Source organism: Streptomyces venezuelae, assembly GCF_008642295.1.
Lineage (GTDB): Bacteria > Actinomycetota > Actinomycetes > Streptomycetales > Streptomycetaceae > Streptomyces > Streptomyces venezuelae_C.
In genome coordinates, this window is the sequence record NZ_CP029190.1 from 4,069,570 (window position 1) to 4,084,377 (window position 14,808).

The 14,808-nt window shown below is 71.0% G+C and carries 15 protein-coding genes; 8 read left to right on the top strand and 7 right to left on the bottom strand.

The features are described 5' to 3' along the window. The first annotated feature begins 124 nt into the window (after positions 1-124). The gene (locus DEJ50_RS18080) at positions 125-883 is read left to right on the top strand and encodes a MerR family transcriptional regulator (protein ID WP_150209015.1); all 759 of its coding nucleotides are present in this window, start codon (positions 125-127) and stop codon (positions 881-883) included. A 95-nt stretch (positions 884-978) separates the two neighbouring features. Then, positions 979-1,686, top strand: a complete 708-nt coding sequence (locus DEJ50_RS18085; protein ID WP_150209016.1) for a DedA family protein — start codon at positions 979-981, stop codon at positions 1,684-1,686. 95 nt (positions 1,687-1,781) lie between these two features. On the opposite strand, the gene DEJ50_RS18090 is transcribed toward DEJ50_RS18085, so the two are convergent. Then, the gene (locus DEJ50_RS18090; RefSeq protein WP_150209017.1) at positions 1,782-3,440 is read right to left on the bottom strand and encodes a threonine/serine exporter ThrE family protein; all 1,659 of its coding nucleotides are present in this window, start codon (positions 3,438-3,440) and stop codon (positions 1,782-1,784) included. Positions 3,441-3,595: 155 nt separating this feature from the next. Further along, positions 3,596-4,090, bottom strand: a complete 495-nt coding sequence (locus DEJ50_RS18095) for an inorganic diphosphatase (RefSeq protein ID WP_150212202.1) — start codon at positions 4,088-4,090, stop codon at positions 3,596-3,598. Between the two features lie 157 nt (positions 4,091-4,247). Here DEJ50_RS18095 and dacB point away from each other — a divergent pair, with 157 nt between their 5' ends. The 6 genes from dacB (at position 4,248) to folE (ending at position 11,749) form a co-directional block, all read left to right on the top strand. Further along, a complete protein-coding gene (dacB, locus tag DEJ50_RS18100) occupies positions 4,248-5,735 on the top strand; it encodes a D-alanyl-D-alanine carboxypeptidase/D-alanyl-D-alanine-endopeptidase (RefSeq protein WP_150209018.1) in 1,488 nt (495 codons plus the stop codon). A 133-nt stretch (positions 5,736-5,868) separates the two neighbouring features. After that, the gene (locus DEJ50_RS18105) at positions 5,869-7,014 is read left to right on the top strand and encodes a zinc-dependent metalloprotease (RefSeq protein ID WP_150209019.1); all 1,146 of its coding nucleotides are present in this window, start codon (positions 5,869-5,871) and stop codon (positions 7,012-7,014) included. Between the two features lie 187 nt (positions 7,015-7,201). Continuing rightward, entirely contained in the window at positions 7,202-8,236 is a 1,035-nt protein-coding gene (gene tilS / locus DEJ50_RS18110; protein WP_150209020.1) for a tRNA lysidine(34) synthetase TilS, read from the top strand. Positions 8,237-8,276: 40 nt separating this feature from the next. After that, positions 8,277-8,816: a hypoxanthine phosphoribosyltransferase gene (gene hpt / locus DEJ50_RS18115; RefSeq protein WP_150212203.1), complete on the top strand. Its 540-nt coding sequence runs from the start codon at positions 8,277-8,279 to the stop codon at positions 8,814-8,816. A 182-nt stretch (positions 8,817-8,998) separates the two neighbouring features. Continuing rightward, positions 8,999-11,026: an ATP-dependent zinc metalloprotease FtsH gene (gene ftsH / locus DEJ50_RS18120; RefSeq protein ID WP_150209021.1), complete on the top strand. Its 2,028-nt coding sequence runs from the start codon at positions 8,999-9,001 to the stop codon at positions 11,024-11,026. Positions 11,027-11,143: 117 nt separating this feature from the next. Beyond that, positions 11,144-11,749: a GTP cyclohydrolase I FolE gene (gene folE, locus DEJ50_RS18125; protein ID WP_150209022.1), complete on the top strand. Its 606-nt coding sequence runs from the start codon at positions 11,144-11,146 to the stop codon at positions 11,747-11,749. Positions 11,750-11,791: 42 nt separating this feature from the next. Here the strand turns inward: folE and DEJ50_RS18130 are convergent, their stop codons facing one another. The 5 genes from DEJ50_RS18130 to folP form a co-directional block, all read right to left on the bottom strand. Continuing rightward, complete coding sequence (locus DEJ50_RS18130; protein WP_150209023.1) at positions 11,792-12,280, bottom strand: DUF3180 domain-containing protein; 489 nt, start codon at positions 12,278-12,280, stop codon at positions 11,792-11,794. 59 nt (positions 12,281-12,339) lie between these two features. Then, on the bottom strand, positions 12,340-12,939 hold the full coding sequence (gene folK / locus DEJ50_RS18135; RefSeq protein WP_150209024.1) for a 2-amino-4-hydroxy-6-hydroxymethyldihydropteridine diphosphokinase: 600 nt from the start codon (positions 12,937-12,939) through the stop codon (positions 12,340-12,342). Beyond that, positions 12,936-13,295, bottom strand: a complete 360-nt coding sequence (gene folB, locus DEJ50_RS18140; protein WP_150209025.1) for a dihydroneopterin aldolase — start codon at positions 13,293-13,295, stop codon at positions 12,936-12,938. Before folB ends, folK begins: the two co-directional genes overlap by 4 nt. A 103-nt stretch (positions 13,296-13,398) precedes the next feature. Continuing rightward, positions 13,399-13,785, bottom strand: a complete 387-nt coding sequence (locus tag DEJ50_RS18145; RefSeq protein WP_411757682.1) for a nuclear transport factor 2 family protein — start codon at positions 13,783-13,785, stop codon at positions 13,399-13,401. A 115-nt stretch (positions 13,786-13,900) separates the two neighbouring features. Further along, a complete protein-coding gene (gene folP / locus DEJ50_RS18150) occupies positions 13,901-14,773 on the bottom strand; it encodes a dihydropteroate synthase (protein WP_150209027.1) in 873 nt (290 codons plus the stop codon). Between the last annotated feature and the right edge of the window lie 35 nt (positions 14,774-14,808).

The following is a 14,808-nucleotide window of genomic DNA, read 5'->3' on the forward strand; positions in this document are numbered from 1 at the left end:
TAACGTAAACCGACAAAACGCGCATATCGCGGAGGCGCTGCGGGTGCCGGAAACCGTGGGCTTGCACCTCACGCCGCGTGAGGGCCCACAGTGAAGGGCGTACCCGATCAGAGGAGCGGAACAGATGGGCTACTCCGTGGGCCAGGTCGCCGGCTTCGCCGGAGTCACGGTGCGCACCCTGCACCACTACGACGGGATCGGCCTGCTCTCCCCGAGCGGTCGCAGCCCTGCGGGCCACCGGCGGTACGAGGATGCCGATCTGGACCGGCTGCAGCGGATCCTGTTCTACCGGGAGCTCGGCTTCCCGCTCGACGAGGTCGCGGTACTGCTGGACGACCCGGACTCGGACCCGCAGGCACACCTGCGCCGGCAGCATGCGCTGCTGTCCGACCGGATCGCCCGGCTCCAGCAGATGGCCAAGGCCGTGGAGCATGCGATGGAGGCAGGAAAGATGGGCATCAACCTCACCCCCGAGGAGCGGTTCGAGGTGTTCGGGGAGCACGACCCCGAGGAGTACGCGGCGGAGGCCGAGGAGCGGTGGGGCGGCACCGAGGCGTACGCCGAGTCCCGGCGCCGGACCGCCGCCTACACGAAGGAGGACTGGCAGCGGATGCAGGACCAGTCGGCCGACTGGGGCGCCCGCTACACGGCGCTGATGGAGGCCGGCGAGCCGGCCGACGGCGAGCGGGCGATGGACCTGGCCGAGGAGCACCGGCAGCAGATCCGTACCTGGTTCTACGACTGCACGTACGAGATCCACTGCTGCCTGGGTGAGATGTACGTCGCGGACGAGCGGTTCAAGGCCCACTACGACGCGATGCGGCCCGGGCTGGCGGAGCATCTGCGGGACGCGATCCTGGCGAATGCGGTCCGGAACGCCTAGCCGGAACCGGGGGGTGGCGGTGTGCGTTGATAATTTGAGGGCACGACCTCCCGATGCACCGCCACCCCACCTCGAATTCCAGGAGTCCGGATCTCGTGAACACGCTTGCCCTCGCCCCGGAGTGGCTGTCCCCGGACTACCTGATCTCGCATTTCGGGCTGCCCGGCATCCTGATCATCGTCTTCGCGGAGTCGGGGCTGTTCGCCTTCCTCCCGGGGGACTCACTGCTGTTCACGGCCGGTCTGCTGGTGGCGGACGGGCAGTACATCACGCAGCCGCTGTGGCTGGTGTGCACCCTGATCGTGGCCGCGGCGATCATCGGTGACCAGGTCGGCTACATGATCGGCAAGTACTTCGGGCCGAAGCTGTTCAACCGGCCGAACTCGAAGCTCTTCAAGCGGGAGAACCTCGACAAGGCGCACGAGTTCATGGAGAAGCACGGCCCCAAGGCCATTGTGCTCGCCCGGTTCGTCCCGATCATCCGGACCTTCGCGCCGATGGTCGCGGGCGCCGGCACCATGAAGTACCGCACCTTCCTGACGTACAACATCATCGGCGGCATCAGCTGGGGTGCCGGTGTGACGGTCGCCGGGTACTGGCTCGGCCAGATCGAGTTCATCAAGACCAACGTCGAGCCGATCCTGGTCGGCATCGTCCTGATCTCGGTCATCCCGGTGGTCATCGAGGTCATGAAGGCCCGCAAGGAGTCCCGCGAGGCCGCTGCCGCCGAGGCCGTCGACCCCTCCGGGGCCCCGTCCGGAGCCCCGGCTCCGCACGGCCGTGGCCGCCACGCCAAGCGCTGAGCACACCACACCACGTCCCCGCGGGGCCGGAGCTGCCACGGGCGGCTCCGGCCCCGCGGCCGTACCCGGGAGGCCGGGGGAGGCCCGGAACCCCCCTAGAAGCCGCGGGTGCGTTTCGCCGCGCGGCGTTTGGCGGCGCTCGTCGCCCCCGGCATCCGCATGAACAGCCGCGAGGTCTCCGAGCCCAGGTTCACCCCGATGGCGATGGCCAGCGCGATCGCCGCCGCGTTGATCAGCGAGGCCATTCCCGCGTCCAGCCGGTTCTCGGCGATGGACAGCAGTCCGTAGTACGTCGCCGAGCCCGGCAGCAGCGGCCCGATCGCCGCCGTGACGTACGGCAGGGCCGAGGCGTACCGGTAGCGCGAGAACAGCTGCCCGAACAGGCCGACCAGCCCGGCCGCGATCGCGGTCGACGGCACCGGCGGGAGGTCGGCCGCCCGCAGCGCCCCGAAGGTCACCCAGGCGACCCCGCCGTTCAGCGTCACGATCCACACGGTGGACCGCTCCTGCTGGAGCAGGATCGCGAAGGTGAACACCAGCACCATCGAGGCGGCGATCTGGAGCAGCGGCCGGCTCGGGATCTGGAGCACATCGTCGGGATTGGGCGCGGCGCCCATCTGGAGGCCGATGTAGAGCACCACCAGCACCCCGATGATGATCCCGATGAACAGGTACATCACCTCCAGCAGCCGGGCCGAGGCGGTGATGTAGAAGCCGGTCAGGCCGTCCTGTACGGCGGCCACCAGGGCGCGCCCCGGCAGCAGCGCGAACAGCCCGCCGGTGATCACCGCGGAGGACCGGACGTCGATCTCGGCGAGCTTGATGGCCACCCCGATCGCGGCGGGGGGCATCGCCGCCACCACGAACTGGTAGAACTCCGGCAGCCCGCGGCCCGCGCAGTACCAGGCCAGCCGGTCGCCCAGGACCGCGCCGAGGACGGCGGCGAAGAACACCAGCACCCCGCCGCCGACCAGGGTGGAGGCGGCTCCGGCGAGGAGTCCGGCGGCGGCCGTGAGCACCCAGGTGGGGTACGGGTGCCGGTTCCGGCGGATCTCCGCCAGGCGTCGGTAGGCCTCCTCCAGGGAGATGTCGATCTCGGGTGCGCTGATGTCGTCCACCAGCCGGAACACGGCGGCCAGCCGGGTGTAGTCGGTGCCCCGGCGGCGGACCGTCCGGTTCGCCGAGACCGGGTCGTCGACCAGGGAGGGCTGGTGGGTGATCGACAGCATGGTGAAGGTGACGGTCGGCTCGCAGCGGTCCAGGCCGTAGCTGCGGGACACCGCGAACATCGCGGCCTCGACGTCCTCCGCGCTCTCGCCGCCGGCCAGCAGCAGCTCGCCGATCCGGAGGGTCAGGTCGAGGACGCGGCCGACGGGCGGCCCGGCCTCGCTCGGCTTCTGCGCGGGCTCGGCCACCGGGCGGACGTCCACCGGCATCCGGAGCATCGTCCGCATCCGGTCCTGCCAGGGCGAGTCCTTGATCCGGCCGAGCGGGAGGCCGTGCCCGGGGAGGTGGGCGGGCGGGGACTGTGCGGCCCGGTAGGTGCTGGGCGTGGCGAACGAGGAGCCTTCCCGTTCGGCGGCAGCCGATTCGGTGCCCGCCGGAAGGGCGAATTCCGATGTGGGGGCGTCCTCGGGCGGTACCCCCGGGGTTGTCCCGGCGGGTGGTGTGAAGGCGCTCCGCGCCTCGTCGGAGCGAGGCTTGCGGTCCTCTGCCCCCTCCGCCCCCGCTGCCCCCTCGGGCTCTGCCGCCACGCGCCCTCCAGTCCCCAGTCCCCGGCCCCGGTCCCGGGGTCCCCGGGCACCCGGGTATCAGTATGCGGAATCGTTTCGTCCGCGGCTGCCCCGGATACGCCGAAGGGCACGCCCGGACGACCGGGAGTGCCCTTCGGGACAGCGGAGGGGCCGGATCAGTGGTGGCCGCCCTGCGCCTGCAGGCGCTTGAAGGAGGCCTCGATCTCGGCCTCGGCCTCGGTGCGGCCGACCCAGTTGGCGCCCTCGACCGACTTGCCCGGCTCCAGGTCCTTGTAGACCTCGAAGAAGTGCTGGATCTCCAGGCGGTCGAACTCGGAGACGTGGTGGATGTCGCGCAGGTGCTCGACACGCGGGTCGGAGGCCGGCACGCAGAGCAGCTTGTCGTCGCCGCCCGCCTCGTCCGTCATCCGGAACATGCCGATCGCGCGGCACTTGATCAGGCAGCCGGGGAAGGTCGGCTCGTCCAGGATCACCAGCGCGTCCAGCGGGTCGCCGTCCTCGCCGAGGGTGTTCTCGACGAAGCCGTAGTCGGCCGGGTAGCTGGTGGAGGTGAACAGGCGACGGTCCAGACGGATCCGGCCGGTCTCGTGGTCCACCTCGTACTTGTTCCGCGAACCCTTGGGGATCTCGATGGTGACGTCGAACTCCACGTCCTGCTCCTCCATGATCAGCTTCTGCAAGCTCGATTGCTTCGAGTGGTAGCGCGTCCGGCCCAGCCCAGCCGGGTGGGGTGCCATGCTCGCGGCAAGACGCAGTGGTTAAGTGTCCCTCACGCACACCTGTGATCGCGAAAGGGGCTGGTCCGAGATGCCATTGATCAGAACGTGGCAGCTCGTCGCGGGTTCGGCCGCCATTGGCCTGGTCCTGTCGGCCGGCGCAGTGGTGGCCGCCGGTCCATGGGACTCCGGCCAGCGTAAGGCCGAGCGCGACCTGGCCGCCTCCCGGGGCCGGACGGGTGGCGCAGATCACGGAGAACGACGGCTTCCGCAGGCCGCGCCCAGTGCCCCGGGCGTGCTGACCGGCGTCAAGGTGCCTGGTGCGGCTCCCGGATCGGCGGTCGGCGGCGGGGCCGGCCGGCAGCCGGTCGCTCCCGGTACCGGCGCCCCCCATGCCCCCCTCCCCGACGCGGCGGCACTGGCCGCGGCCCTGAAGCCGCTGCTGGACGATCCCGCGCTCGGCGGCCTGCGGACCGCCTCGGTGATCGACACCGCCACCGGCAAAGTCCTCTACCAGGCGAAGCCGGACGAGCCGGTCACCCCCGCCTCCACCGTAAAGATCGTCACCGCGGCGGCTGCGCTGGCCGCCCTGGGACCCGAGCACCGCTTCGCCACCACCGTGGTCCCCGGCACCGGTGCCGGCCGGATCGTCCTGGTCGGCGGCGGCGACCCCTCGCTCACCGCCAAGGAGAAGCCCCCGGCCGGCTCCGGCGGCAGCCTGGTCGCACTCGCCGCCGACACCGCCCAGGCGCTCAAGGCCGCCAACACCACCAGCATCACCCTCGGCTACGACGACTCCCTCTACTCCGGGACCGTCCGCCACCCGATCGGCACCCTCGACAACATCGCCCCGGTCACCGCCCTGACGGCCGACGAAGGACGCCCCGACAACTCCTTCTCCGGCCCCGTCGACCGCACCGCAGACCCCTCCGGGGACGCCGCCCGCACCTTTGCGGCCCTGCTCCGCGAGCGGGGCATCAAGGTCACCGGCAGCCCCGCCCGGACCACCGCCCCGGCCGGCGCCACCCCGCTGGCCGTCACCAAGTCCACCCCGGTCGCCGGCCTGGTCGAGCGGATGCTCACCCACAGCGACAACGACATCGCCGAGGCCCTGGCCCGGCAGACCGCCGTGGCCGCCGGGCAGCCCGCCAGCTTCGAGGGCGCGGAGAAGGCCGTCGCCGCCAAGCTCGCCGGCCTCGGCCTGGACCTCACCGGCAGCCGCTTCGCCGACGGCAGCGGCCTCAACCGCGCGGACAAGGTCTCCGCCGGACTCCTCACCGGCCTCCTCGCCACAGCCGCCGACCCGACCAGGCCGGAGCTCCGCCCGCTCCTCACCGGCCTCCCGGTGGCCGGCTTCACCGGCACCCTGCGCACCCGCAACTCCGGTGACTCCCCGGGCGCCGGGCTGGTCCGCGCCAAGACCGGAACCCTGCGCGGGGTCAACGCCCTGGCGGGCACCGTGGTCACGCCCTCCGGGCGACTGCTGTCCTTCGCCTTCCTCGCGGCGGACACCTCCAACGGCCCGGCGGCGGAGAAGGCCCTGGACAAGCTGGCCGCGGCGGTCGCGACCGCCGGCTAGGGCGTGCCAGGCGTCGCGGGGCAGGCGGGACTTTCGCAACACGCCCTAGACCCGGCGGCGCCCGGCCCGAACGGGGTCAGGTCCTGCCGTTCGCGGGGCTCCGTGCGGGGCCCCGCCCACGTACGGTTGACGCATGACGAGCCTCGGTGGTGCTGCAACAGGGATGGTCGACTGGAACCTCGCGGTGACGACTGCGACCCGACTGGTACGGCCCGGCCCGGAGGTCAGCCGGGACGAGGCCCGGGCCGTGGTGGCGGAACTGCGCGAATACGCCAGGACCTCGGAACGGCATGTCCGCGAGTTCACCCGGATGATCCCCGAGGGCGCGGCCGTGGAGGACACCCCCGTCCTGGTCGTCGACCGGGCCGGCTGGGTCCGGGCCAACGTCGCCGGCTTCCGGGAACTCCTCGGACCGCTGCTCGGCCGGATCCAGGACCGGCGCGGCGCGGCCCCCGGCGGTGCCGTCCTCGGCGCGGTCGGCGGCAAGGTCACCGGCGTCGAGCTGGGCATGCTGCTCAGCTTCCTGGCCTCCCGGGTGCTCGGCCAGTACGAGACCTTCGCCCCGGTCACTCGCGAGCTCCCCGGCTCCGCGGCCGGCGGCGGCCGGCTCCTGCTGGTCGCCCCCAACATCGTGCACGTGGAACGCGAGCTCGGCGTCGTCCCGCAGGACTTCCGGATGTGGGTCTGCCTGCACGAGGAGACGCACCGTACCCAGTTCACCGCCGTTCCGTGGCTCCGCGACCACCTGCAGGGCGAAATCCAGTCGTTCCTCGGCGCCACCGAGATGGACCCGATGAACCTGCTCGAACGGCTCCGCGAGGCGGCCCAGTCGCTGGCCGGCGCCCGCCCCGAGGGCGAGCGTGGCGAGGAGGGCCGCTCCCTGGTCGAACTCGTCCAGACCCCGGAGCAGCGCGAGGTGCTCGGCCGGCTCACCGCCGTGATGTCCCTGCTGGAGGGGCACGCCGACTACGTCATGGACGGGGTCGGACCCGAGGTGGTCCCCTCGGTGGCCGAGATCCGCGAGAAGTTCCAGCAGCGCCGGGCCAGCGGCGCCGGCCGCCTCGACGCCGCCCTGCGCAAGCTGCTCGGCCTGGACGCCAAGCTCCGCCAGTACCGGGACGGCGAGCGGTTCGTACGTGCCGTGGTCGACCAGGTCGGCATGGACGGGTTCAACCGGGTCTGGACCTCCCCGAACACCCTCCCCACCAAAGCGGAGATCGCCCGGCCCGCGGACTGGATCGCCCGTGTACACCGCAAGGGGACGGGAGAACAGGCGTAAACATGTCCCACCGGGGGAAGCAGCATCACCCGTCCGAGGGACCGTGGGCCGTAGAAGCGCGTGCGATGCTCGGGGAACGGCTCGGTTCTGTCACCATCAACGCACTCTGAGTGACATCTCGATCCCGGTCACCACGCCTGAAGAGCATTCCGGCTCGGCATCCGAACTCCACCGAAGGGCACCGGACATGGGTCCCCATCCTGCGGTCGCGGCGATACGCCTGGCGGTCCGCCGCGTACTCCACGACGTCCTCACCGACCTCACCCCCCGGCCGGACGGCCGGCCGCCGCTCGTCCTCGTCGCCTGCTCCGGCGGCGCCGACTCCATGGCGCTCGCCTCCGCCCTCGCCTTCGAGGCGCCCAAACTCGGCGTCCGGGCCGGCGGAGTCACCGTCGACCACGGTCTGCAGCCCGGCTCCGACCTGCGCGCCGCCGAGGTGGTCACCCGTATGACCGCGCTCCGCCTGGACCCGGTGGAGTCCGTCGCCGTGCGCGTCGGCCGCGAGGGCGGCCCCGAAGCCGCCGCCCGCGATGCCCGGTACGCCGCCCTCGACTCCGCCGCCGAACGGCTCGGGGCCGCCGCCGTGCTGCTCGGGCACACCCGCGACGACCAGGCCGAAACCGTCCTGCTGGGCCTCGCCCGGGGCTCCGGCATCCGGTCCCTGTCCGGTATGCCCGAGGTCTCCACAGGACCGGGCGGACCCGGCGGACCCGCCCGCGGCGCCCGCTACCGCCGCCCCTTCCTCCGGATCGACCGCCAGACCGCCCGCAAGGCCTGCATGGTCCAGTCCCTGCCCGTCTGGGACGACCCGCACAACATCGACCCGGCGTACACCCGCTCCCGGCTCCGCCACGAGGGACTGCCCGCCCTCGAGAAGGCCCTCGGCAAGGGAGTGGTCGAGGCCCTCGCCCGGACCGCCCAGCTCTCCCGGGACGACGCCGACGCCCTCGACGCCTGGGCCGCCGAGGCGGAGGGGTCCGTACGCGACGAATTCGGCCGGCTGGAGTGCGCGAAGCTGTACGCCCTGCCGCCCGCCGTCCGCCGCCGGGTGCTGCGCCGGGCCGTGGTCGCGGCCGGGTCCCCGGCGGGCTCGCTCTTCGCCCGCCACATCGAGGAAGTCGACCGGCTCATCACCGGCTGGCGCGGCCAGGGCGCCATCAACCTGCCCGGCCGGGTGGAGGCCCAGCGCCAGGGTGGCAGACTTGTCATCCGGCAGGGCTGATGGCACAACGAAAGTGATGTAGCGGGTGGACGAGAAGGACATGGGTGCCGACCTCAAGTCGGTGCTCATCACCAAGGAAGAGATCGACGCGAAGCTGGCCGAGCTGGCCGCGAAGATCGACGCGGAGTACGCGGGCAAGGACCTGCTCATCGTCGGCGTCCTCAAGGGCGCGGTGATGGTGATGGCGGACCTGGCACGCGCCTTGTCCACCCCGCTCACCATGGACTGGATGGCGGTGTCCTCCTACGGCGCCGGGACCCAGTCCTCCGGTGTGGTCCGGATCCTCAAGGACCTGGACACCGACATCAAGGGCAGGCACGTCCTGATCGTCGAGGACATCATCGACTCGGGTCTGACGCTTTCCTGGCTGCTGTCGAACCTGGGTTCGCGCGAGCCGGCCTCCCTCGAGGTCGTCACGCTGCTGCGCAAGCCCGAGGCCGCGAAGGTCGCGATCGACGTCAAGTGGATCGGCTTCGACATTCCGAACGAGTTCGTCGTCGGCTACGGCCTCGACTACGCGGAGAAGTACCGCAACCTGCCCTTCGTGGGCACCCTCGCCCCGCACGTCTACGGAGGCTGAACCCGCGCGCGGCCCCGGGGAACCCTGGGGCCGCTCCCGCCGTTGGAGGGTCGAAGGCGGGTCTGTCAGCCGTACCAGGGGCAGCGGGTGACAATACAGGGGTACATTCCGAAGAACAGTCTTTACTCACAGCAGCATTTACCTACGGGCAGGAGGGACGGGGCGATCACCGCCCCGTATGGATGGACGTGAAGCGATACTTCCGTGGGCCGGTCATGTGGATCGTGCTGGCCGTCCTCGCCGTGGTCGTGTTGATGAACGTCGTCGGCTCCGGCGGCGGCTATAAGTCAGTGGAGACCAGCGAGGTCGTCCAGGCGATCAACCAGAACCAGGTGCAGACGGCAAAGCTCACCACTGGTGACAGCCAGATGATCAAGATCGAGCTGAAGGACGGCCAGCAGCTCGGCGACAACAAGGGCAGCAAGTTCCAGGCCAACTACATCGGCGACCAGGGTGTGCAGCTGGCGACGATCCTGGACACCAAGGTCAAGGACCAGCAGCTCCCCGACGGGTACACCGTCTCCCCGGACAAGACCAGCCCGTTCCTGAGCGTGCTGCTCTCGCTCCTGCCCTTCGTCCTCATCGTCGTGGTCTTCCTGTTCCTGATGAACCAGATGCAGGGCGGCGGCTCCCGGGTGATGAACTTCGGGAAGTCCAAGGCCAAGCTGATCACCAAGGACACCCCGAAGACGACCTTCGCCGACGTGGCGGGCTCGGACGAGGCGGTCGAGGAACTCCACGAGATCAAGGAGTTCCTGCAGGAGCCGGCGAAGTTCCAGGCCGTCGGCGCCAAGATCCCCAAGGGCGTGCTGCTGTACGGCCCGCCCGGCACCGGCAAGACGCTCCTCGCGCGTGCCGTCGCGGGCGAGGCCGGTGTCCCCTTCTACTCGATCTCCGGCTCCGACTTCGTCGAGATGTTCGTCGGTGTCGGTGCCTCCCGGGTCCGGGACCTCTTCGAGCAGGCCAAGGCGAACGCCCCGGCCATCGTCTTCGTCGACGAGATCGACGCCGTCGGCCGGCACCGCGGTGCGGGTCTCGGCGGCGGCCACGACGAGCGCGAGCAGACCCTCAACCAGCTGCTCGTCGAGATGGACGGCTTCGACGTGAAGGGCGGCGTCATCCTGATCGCCGCCACCAACCGGCCGGACATCCTCGACCCGGCGCTGCTGCGCCCGGGCCGCTTCGACCGGCAGATCGCCGTCGACCGCCCGGACATGCAGGGCCGTCTGGAGATCCTCAAGGTCCACCAGAAGGGCAAGCCGGTCGCTCCGGACGTCGACCTCTCGGCCGTCGCCCGCCGCACCCCCGGCTTCACCGGTGCCGATCTCTCCAACGTCCTCAACGAGGCCGCGCTGCTCACGGCCCGCTCGGACAAGAAGCTGATCGACAACCACATGCTGGACGAGGCGATCGACCGCGTCGTGGCCGGCCCGCAGAAGCGGACCCGGATCATGTCGGACCGGGAAAAGAAGATCACCGCGTACCACGAGGGCGGTCACGCCCTGGTCGCGGCGGCCTCCCCGAACTCCGACCCGGTGCACAAGATCACCATCCTGTCCCGCGGCCGGGCCCTGGGCTACACGATGGTCCTGCCGGACGAGGACAAGTACTCGACCACGCGCAACGAGATGCTCGACCAGCTGGCCTACATGCTGGGCGGGCGCGCGGCCGAGGAGCTGGTCTTCCACGACCCGACCACGGGCGCCGCGAACGACATCGAGAAGGCCACGGCCACCGCTCGCGCGATGGTCACGCAGTACGGCATGACCGAGCGGCTGGGCGCGATCAAGTTCGGCGGCGACAACACCGAGCCGTTCCTGGGCCGCGAGATGTCGCACCCGCGGGACTACTCGGAAGAGGTCGCGGCGCTGGTCGACGAAGAGGTCAAGAAGCTCATCGAGACCGCGCACAACGAGGCCTGGGAGATCCTGGTCGAGAACCGGGACGTCCTGGACAACCTGGTCCTCGCGCTGCTGGAGAAGGAGACGCTGGGCAAGGAGGAGATCGCCGAGATCTTCTCGACCATCGTCAAGCGCCCGGCCCGCCCCGCGTGGACCGGTTCCGCCCGCCGCACCCCGTCGACCCGCCCGCCGGTGCTCTCTCCCAAGGAGCTCCAGCTGACGAACTCGGCGAACGGCGCCACTGCCGTGGCTCCGGTTGCGACGGAGAAGGGCATCGAGGTGGCCCCGGAGGACCGCCCCGAGGTCTGACACAGTCGGGACCGGCCGACCGGCCCGGAATGACTGCCGCACCCCCCAGGTTCTAGCCTGGGGGGTGCGGCACTTTCGTGGGCCGGCGGATATTCGTACAGGAACGAGGCACAGCAGATGACCGACCCAGTGACCCTGGACGGCGAGGGTACGATCGGCGAGTTCGACGAGAAGCGCGCCGAAGCCGCAATCCGCGAACTCCTCATCGCGGTCGGCGAGGACCCGGACCGCGAGGGCCTTCTGGAGACTCCGGCACGGGTGGCACGGGCGTACCGGGAGATATTCGCGGGCCTGTGGCAGAAGCCCGAAGAGGTCCTGACCACGACGTTCGACCTGGGTCACGACGAGATGGTCCTGGTGAAGGACATTGAAGTCATGAGTTCCTGCGAACACCACCTGGTGCCCTTCCACGGCGTGGCGCACGTCGGCTACATCCCGTCCACGGACGGCAAGATCACCGGTCTGTCGAAGCTGGCCCGGCTGGTCGACGTCTATGCCCGCCGCCCGCAGGTGCAGGAGCGCCTCACCACGCAGATCGCGGACTCCCTGATGGAGATCCTGGAGCCGCGCGGGGTCATCGTGGTCGTGGAGTGCGAGCACATGTGCATGACCATGCGCGGGGTCCGCAAGCCGGGCGCGAAGACCATCACCTCGGCCGTGCGCGGCCAGCTGCGCGATGTCGCGACCCGCAACGAGGCGATGTCCCTGATCATGGCCCGCTGACGCCCGGCCGCCCTGCCCGGCTCCGGGCAGGGCCGGTGTGGCTCAGGCGTGGGCCGGGGCCTTGCCCGGGTCGTCTTCTTCCGGGAGTTTGCAGACGCGTTCCAGGAACAGGGCCGCCGCGATGACCGCTGCGCCCGCCAGGACCGCGAAGCCGGCATAGACGGCCTGGTCGCGGCGGGCCGGGACCTGGGTGAGGTCCGCGAGGAACAGGAACACGCCGACGCCGCCGTACATGCCGGCCACCAGCGCCGCGACCAGCGCGCTGGCCTGGCCGAAGACCACCGCACGGGCCGCCATCAGGGGCTCGACCCCCTTGGCGCCCGGGCGGCGCTCCCGCTGGGCCTTCAGGCGGGCGCGCAGGGACAGGGCGGTGGCCAGCAGGACCACCGCGATGACGGCCAGCACGATGGGTGCGGCCAGCGGGACGCCCGGCAGGGTGCCGTACGTGTTCCACAGCCGGGCGCCGGCCCAGGACAGGATTCCGGCGACCACGAAGATCCCGGCGAGGACCCCCAGCCGAAGTTGCTTCATGTGCCCGTTCCCCGTTCTCGTCCGATACCGCGATCTCGCGGGTTCAGGCTAACGAACGCCTACTCGGGGAGGTGGAGTTCCAGGTCCGGGCGCGCGGTGATGCCGGTACGGTCCAGGCCGGCCAGCAGGGCCGCGACCGGGCCGAGGCCCGGGAGCTGGGCTTCCGGGTCGATGTCGTGCCAGGGGGCCAGCACGAAGGCGCGCTGGTGGGCGCGCGGGTGCGGGAGGGTGAGCACCGGGTCGTCCGAGACCACGTCCGCGTACGTGATGATGTCGACGTCGAGGGTGCGGGCGCCCCAGCGCTCCTCGCGGACCCGGTGGAAGGCTTCCTCGATGGCGTGTCCGCGCTCCAGCAGGGAGGACGGAGGCAGGGTGGTCTTCAGGGCCACCACGGCGTTGAAGTACGAGGGCTGGGAGCCGGGTTCCACGCCCCAGGGCTCGGTTTCGTAGACGGGGGAGACCGCCTTGACGCGCAGGCCCGGGGTGTCGCCGAGGGCGTCCACGGCCCCCTGGAGGGTCTCCAGGCGGTTGCCGAGGTTCGCGCCGAGGGCGATCACGGCCCACTTGGGGTTGGACAGGGTCACGTCGGCTGCGTCGACCGTCTCGACGACGGAGGCGGGGACGGGCTGCACCGTGGGGTCGCTCTGGGTCTGGTTCATGCGCGGCTCCGGGTGATCGTGATGGTCACATCGTCGAAGGGGACGGTGATCGGTGCGTCCGGCTTGTGGACGACGACCTCGACCTGCGCCACCGCTTCGTGTTTCAGGCACTGCTGGGCGATCCGCTCGGCGAGCGTCTCGATCAGGTCGACCGGCTCGCCCTGGACCACGTCCACGACCTCCTCGGCCACCACGCCGTAGTGCACGGTCTTCGCCAGGTCGTCGTCGGCCGCCGCGGGGCGGGTGTCGATGTGCAGCACCAGGTCGACGATGAAGGTCTGGCCTTCCTCGCGCTCCCGGGGGAAGACGCCATGGTGCCCGCGGGCCTTGAGGCCGCGCAGCGCGACACGATCCACGCGAATCACTCCTGTTTCGTAGGTTTCTTTCCTACGCCGAGTGCGGTCGGCGTCGTCTGCCGTCGAATTTACCTGCGATAAACAGCAAAGAGTGCGATCGGGGTCACGCCGCCTCCTCGTCCTCCTCCTCTTCGTCCTCGGTGAGGACCGGAGAACCGTGGTGGGACCAGAGCCGCCACCCCTCGGATGTGCGTCGGAACACATTTGTGGCGACGACCAGCTGGCCGACGAGCGGGCCGAGGTCCTGGCCCTCCTCGGCGGGGCCGCCGCTGAGGATGTTCTCGGTGCAGGTGACGACGGCGGTGTCGCCGATGACGGCGACCTTGGTGTCGGTGAGGAAGAACTGGATGTAGTCCGTGTGGGACATGATCAGGGCGTAGGAGCGGAGCACCTCGCCGCGGCCGGTGAGGACCGGCCAGCCGGGGTGCACGCAGGAGATCTCGTCGTCGAGCCAGAGCCCCGACAGGGCGTCGAAGTCTCCCCGCTCCATGGCCTCGTAGAAGGCCGTGTTGACCTCTTCGACCGCCTCGATGTCGGTTCTGCTCACCTGTCTCCTCTCGCGCCGGTCCGGATCCGGGACGGATCACATGGACGGATCACACGGATCACATGGCTCCTTCCACGGCGCGCGCGACCCGAACCGCGTCCGCGGTGGCCCGCACCTCGTGGACCCGGACGGCCCAGGCGCCCTCGTGGGCGGCGATGGCGGAGACGGCGGCGGTGGCGGCGTCCCGTTCGCGGGCGGGCGGCGGGGTGTTCTGCCCGTTCCCGGCCAGTACGCGGCCCAGGAAGCGCTTGCGGGAGGCGGCGACGAGCAGCGGGAAGCCGAGGGCGCGCAGCTCGCGGAGGTGGGCGACCAGGGCGAGATCGTGTTCGGCCTGCTTGGCGAAGCCGAGGCCGGGGTCGACGATCACGCGCTCGGGTGCGATCCCGCCGGCTATGACGGCGTCGATGCGGGCCCGGAGTTCGGCGGTGACCTCGCCGACCACGTCCTCGTAGACGGCGAGGCTGTTCATGCCCTCGCTGAAACCGCGCCAGTGCATGACCACGAAGGGCACCCGGCACTCGGCGACGGCCGGGATCATGCGGGGGTCGGCGAGGCCGCCGCTGACGTCGTTGACCAGGAGTGCGCCGGCTGCGACGGCCTGCTCGGCGACCTCGGCCCGCATGGTGTCGACCGAGACGGCGACCCCTTCGGAGACCAGGCCGCGGACGACCGGTACGACCCGGCGGAGTTCCTCGTCGGCGTCGACCCGGCTGGCGCCGGGCCGGGTGGACTCGCCGCCGACGTCCACCAGGTCGGCGCCCTGGGAGACGAGGTCGAGGCCGCGCTTGACGGCCGCCGTGGTGTCGAACCACCGGCCGCCGTCGGAGAAGGAGTCGGGGGTGACGTTGACCACGCCCATGACCGCGCAGCGGTCCCACTCCGGCAGCCCTTCGATCCGGCCCCTGACGGCGGGCCCGCGCATGCTGTTCATGTGTTCCAGGGTAGGGCTGCCTGGGGTCTCCGGGC